General features: G+C 47.3%; 4 protein-coding genes. All 4 read left to right on the forward strand.

Features of this window, described 5'->3' with window-relative positions; all coding sequences use genetic code 11:
- Positions 1 to 193 precede the first annotated feature (193 nt).
- Positions 194 to 1,156: a quinolinate synthase NadA gene (gene nadA / locus RMO27_RS04310; protein ID WP_309729465.1), complete on the forward strand. Its 963-nt coding sequence runs from the start codon at positions 194 to 196 to the stop codon at positions 1,154 to 1,156.
- A 339-nt stretch (positions 1,157 to 1,495) separates the two neighbouring features.
- On the forward strand, positions 1,496 to 1,864 hold the full coding sequence (locus RMO27_RS04315) for a hypothetical protein (protein WP_309729468.1): 369 nt from the start codon (positions 1,496 to 1,498) through the stop codon (positions 1,862 to 1,864).
- Positions 1,865 to 2,227: 363 nt separating this feature from the next.
- On the forward strand, positions 2,228 to 2,557 hold the full coding sequence (locus tag RMO27_RS04320; RefSeq protein WP_309729470.1) for a hypothetical protein: 330 nt from the start codon (positions 2,228 to 2,230) through the stop codon (positions 2,555 to 2,557).
- Between the two features lie 410 nt (positions 2,558 to 2,967).
- Positions 2,968 to 4,090: tryptophan synthase subunit beta (gene trpB / locus RMO27_RS04325; protein ID WP_309729472.1), on the forward strand; the 1,123-nt coding region annotated here is incomplete at its 3' end.

Consider the following 4,090-nt stretch of genomic DNA (forward strand, 5'->3'; position numbering starts at 1 on the left):
AGAGCAGCGACTGTACGACCGTAAGATCGAGTCATTCGATCGATCTTGCAAGATCGATAACAGCACTACGATATCACTCGTAGTGCTTTTTACTATAATTTTGGCTAGTAGTAAGCTGACCCACTTGGCATTTTGGTAAAATCTACTATAATTGGAATAGATCGACCCAAATACTCCCAAACCAACTACCCAGATGTTTGTCACTGCCCGTCCGACTGCTAATTCAGAGCGTATCCCCGTTGATGTTGTAGCGGCAATTCAAGAATTGAAAAAATCGCTCAATGCGGTCATCCTGGCACATTATTACCAAGATTCAGAGATTCAGGACGTGGCAGATTTTATTGGTGACTCACTCGAATTATCCCGCAGAGCCGCGAGTACCGACGCCGATGTTATCGTGTTCGCTGGCGTCCACTTTATGGCGGAGACTGCCAAGATTTTAAATCCCAATAAGTTAGTATTATTACCAGACTTGGCAGCAGGATGTTCGCTGGCGGATAGTTGTCCGCCCGATAAATTCGCCGAATTCAAAGCTAAATATCTCGACCACATTGTAATTTCTTATATTAACTGTACGGCAGAAATCAAGGCTCTAAGTGATATTATCTGTACGAGTTCTAATGCTGTCAAAATCGTCAAACAGATTCCATTAGAACAGGGAATTATCTTTGCGCCCGATCGCAATTTGGGTCGATATGTGATGCAGCAAGCCGAGCGGGAACTGGTGTTATGGCAAGGCAGTTGTATGGTGCATGAGACTTTTTCAGAGAAGAAGTTGGTGCAGTTAAAAGTTAACTATCCTGATGCGGAAATTATCGCTCATCCAGAATGTGAAGAGGCAGTATTGCAACATGCTGATTTTATCGGTTCGACGAGTGCATTGTTGAAATACACAGCGCAGAGTCAGAGTATGCAATTTATCATTGCCACCGAGCCAGGTATCATTCACCAGATGCAAAAAGCTCAACCTCACAAAGAGTTTATTCCAGCACCACCAATAAATAATTGTGCGTGTAATGAGTGTCCGCACATGCGGTTGAATACATTGGAAAAATTGTATTTAGCCATGAAAAATCGATCGCCAGAAATTACGATGCCTGAAGATGTTCGATTGGCTGCGCTCCGACCGATACAACGAATGTTAGAGATGAGCTAATTTAGAGATTACAGTGGCAATAGCAGAGAAACCCGACTTCTTGAAGTCGGGTTTCTGGCTTCTGGTTGGATTTTAGAGAAGATCGCCAAGCATGACAGGTCTAATTCGTTTAAAAATTGCCGTTCAGACGACGAACAACGTTGTTTAGTTGCTAACTATAGTCACGATTTTGCTACTTGCTAGATCGTTACTTCCGATAGGTAGAAATAAATGAAAAGCATGACCTTAGCTCGAAGATCGACTGAGGCCGATCGAGCTAAGGTGATAGCAATCGAGAACGAATCGATTCCCAACCCGCTCTTTCCCAAATCACTCTTCCGGAACTACGAGGATTTATCCATGTTGAAATTTACATCGTTAGCCATCGGCCTACTCACCGCAATCTCGATCGTCCCAGCAGCGCAAGCGCGACCTGTTTACGATAGTACTCCAGTCATCATCCAGCAACCAGCGAGATCCACCAGTCCGCAAGTAATTGTGGTGACTACACCTCAGACATATCAGAATTTAGATCGCCGCCAAGGCTGGGAAGCACGTCGTCGTCAATTGGAATTGGTTCGCGAACGGGAAGCAAGAGCGCGATGGGAAGCCGCAAACCCTCGCTACCGCAAATATGGACGCTACAACGATCGTTATAGTGATTACCGCCGCGATAACAACTCATATAACGATCGCAGCTATCATGGCGAATACCGTCGCGATCGCTAAGTCTTGACTATTGATAATTTAAGCTACAATTTAAATTAGTCGGGGCAATCTAATACATTAGATTGCCATCTTTTTAATTTTCAGAACTCCACCAAATTGATGTCTTATAATTAATTTCGGAATGCGAAGTATTTAATCGAGATAATCAAAGTTGAGTGTTGATCGCCGCCTGTGACTATAGTCATGCTTTTTTACTGGATACACGATGACTTTTGATAGATAAAAACAGCTAAAAAGTGCTACTTTTGATGGATGATGAAAGCGTCAAGAATACGATAAACTTAAATTAATCTACTTATTCGGATGAACTTCAGCCTGTTACGTTGACGAGCGACGTTACGTCACTATGAGGATGGTTTATATATGTCAAAAATTACTACACTAGCAATCGGCTTACTTGGGGCAATTGCGATCTTACCCGCCTCTCAAGCAATGGCTGCGACTAGTAATCCGGCCTCAGTCGTCCAACAACCAGCCGGAGATCTGCACGCCCAAGTAATTTTGAAAATTGGCCCTGGGCGCGACCGTGGCTACTATTCAAACTGGGAAGCAGATCGCTATCGGCGGCGGTTAGAATGGCAACGGGAACGGGAAGCTCGCTCCCGCTGGGGACGGGGATACTACGAGCCTCGCGATCGATATTACCGAGGCGACGATCGCGGTTATCGTCGTGACTACCGTTACTATCGCTAAATCGGCATTTTGCGAAGTGTGAGAGTCCGAGGCAAAACTATCGTGAAGTAGATGCGATGACAATCCGGTTCGGTTAGCTGACGACTGAAGTCGCAGCTAATGATGCAAAGTCCGCCTACGCGGACTAATACTAGAACATCTATTTGTTTAACCGAACCGTATTGGATGCGATGAGAGTTGAAAAATTTAATTTCGATCGCTAGCGAAGCAAGACTTGGAGCGGTCGGACTGATCACAAGAGGGTAATCTCAAGGAGATTGCCCTCTTTTCGATCGTGGATCGGGACGAGCGAGCAACGGTATAATAGTCGATCGAGTGAATTATCCTCCTGTCGATCGCAATTCTAGGTTCATTTAAACCACGATCGCCTTGGTTTGCCACAACTTCAGCAGATCCCCACCACCAACCTTATGACCCAAACGCCCCTTTCACCCAACCAAAATCGTCAGTTACCGCTTCAACAGCCAGACAATCTCGGTCGGTTTGGCAAGTTTGGGGGGAAATACGTCCCAGAAACGCTGATGCCTGCATTGCTGGAGTTTGAAGCCGAATACCGCCGTCATACCCAAGATCCCGAATTCCACCAGCAACTCAACGGACTGCTCCGCGATTATGTGGGCAGACCCAGCCCACTCTATTTTGCCGAACGCCTCACCGAGCGTTATGCGCGTCCCGATGGTACTGGTGCCCAGATTTACCTCAAACGCGAAGACCTCAATCATACGGGCGCGCACAAGATTAACAATGCGCTAGCGCAAGTCCTCCTCGCCAAACGCATGGGCAAACAACGGGTGATTGCCGAGACGGGTGCGGGACAGCATGGAGTGGCAACAGCTACTGTCTGCGCTCGGTTTGGATTAGATTGTGTCATCTTCATGGGCGTGGAAGATATGAAACGCCAGGAATTGAACGTGTTTCGGATGCAATTGCTCGGTGCCGAAGTGCGGCCAGTAGCTGCGGGTACGGGTACGCTCAAAGACGCGACTTCCGAAGCGATTCGGGATTGGGTCACAAATGTGGAGACAACGCACTATATCCTTGGATCTGTTGCTGGCCCTCATCCCTACCCGATGATCGTCCGGGATTTTCATGCGATTATCGGCGTGGAAACTCGCGCGCAAGCCCTGGAAAAATGGGGCGGTTTACCAGATATTCTCCTCGCTTGTATCGGTGGTGGTTCCAATGCGATGGGACTATTTCACGAATTCGTCAAGGAGCCAAGCGTGCGGCTGATTGGGGTCGAAGCGGCTGGTGAAGGGGTCGATACCGACAAACATGCTGCCACCCTCACCAAAGGACGTCCGGGCGTATTGCATGGAGCGATGAGCTATCTACTGCAAGATAACGACGGCCAAGTCACCGAAGCACATTCGATCAGTGCCGGATTAGACTATCCTGGGGTAGGGCCAGAACATAGCTATCTCAAAGATTTGGGACGAGCTGAGTACTATAGTGTCACTGACGCTCAAGCTCTAGTAGCTTTTCAGTTATTATCCAAGCTAGAAGGCATCATCCCCGCCCTCGAAACCTCCC

The sequence above is a fragment of the Chamaesiphon sp. OTE_75_metabat_556 genome, from assembly GCF_031378165.1.
Taxonomy (GTDB): Bacteria; Cyanobacteriota; Cyanobacteriia; order Cyanobacteriales; family Chamaesiphonaceae; genus Chamaesiphon.

Bases quoted from the DNA above. Each gene is read 5' to 3' on its own strand.
- nadA (WP_309729465.1), top strand. From the start codon at position 194: ATGTTTGTCACTGCCCGTCCGACTGCTAATTCAGAGCGTATCCCCGTT.
- RMO27_RS04315 (WP_309729468.1), top strand. From the start codon at position 1,496: ATGTTGAAATTTACATCGTTAGCCATCGGCCTACTCACCGCAATCTCG.
- RMO27_RS04320 (WP_309729470.1), top strand. From the start codon at position 2,228: ATGTCAAAAATTACTACACTAGCAATCGGCTTACTTGGGGCAATTGCG.